The 419-nt window shown below is 54.8% G+C and carries 2 protein-coding genes; both read right to left on the bottom strand.

The window, feature by feature from the left end:
• The coding region (locus AC1D0P_RS30490) for a virulence factor (protein WP_477680146.1) at positions 1–117 on the bottom strand (117 nt) is incomplete at its 3' end.
• Between the two features lie 122 nt (positions 118–239).
• The coding region (locus tag AC1D0P_RS30485; protein WP_477680145.1) for a hypothetical protein at positions 240–419 on the bottom strand (180 nt) is incomplete at its 5' end.

Here is a 419-nt window from a genome sequence, read left to right as displayed (position 1 = left end):
CATGTCGATCGCTTCGGTAAAACGCACCGAAAGCTCGCGTTTGGCGTTCTGCCGGCCCTTCTTGACGATCACTTGCGCGGGTATGTCGCGCCAGTAGACGATGATACGATCTGCCATTCCCCGAACTCCTAAATGTGCGGCCACAATGGAACGAGAGGGGGCGTCGTTGCGCGGCCAGTCACGACGTCGCATTGATCATAATGCGACATGTTTTCCAGATTATGCAAGCGTGTAATTTGTCAGCTGWCATAGCTGACGAAAGCATGCCAATAGTCGGGCAAATGCTCGAAGAAATAGGGGATGGCAAGTACCAAAGCATAGCTCACATAGCCGACGATTGCGCTGATCAGAGCGCCTATCACAACGCCGAGCCCGACAACGATGCCATCTCGTTCGCTCAGGCCCAACCCCATCAGCGC

Source organism: Polaromonas sp. P1_G2 (assembly GCF_056405515.1).
The sequence above is the reverse complement of the archived record's forward strand: the minus strand, read 5'-3'. Positions and strand labels throughout refer to the sequence as shown.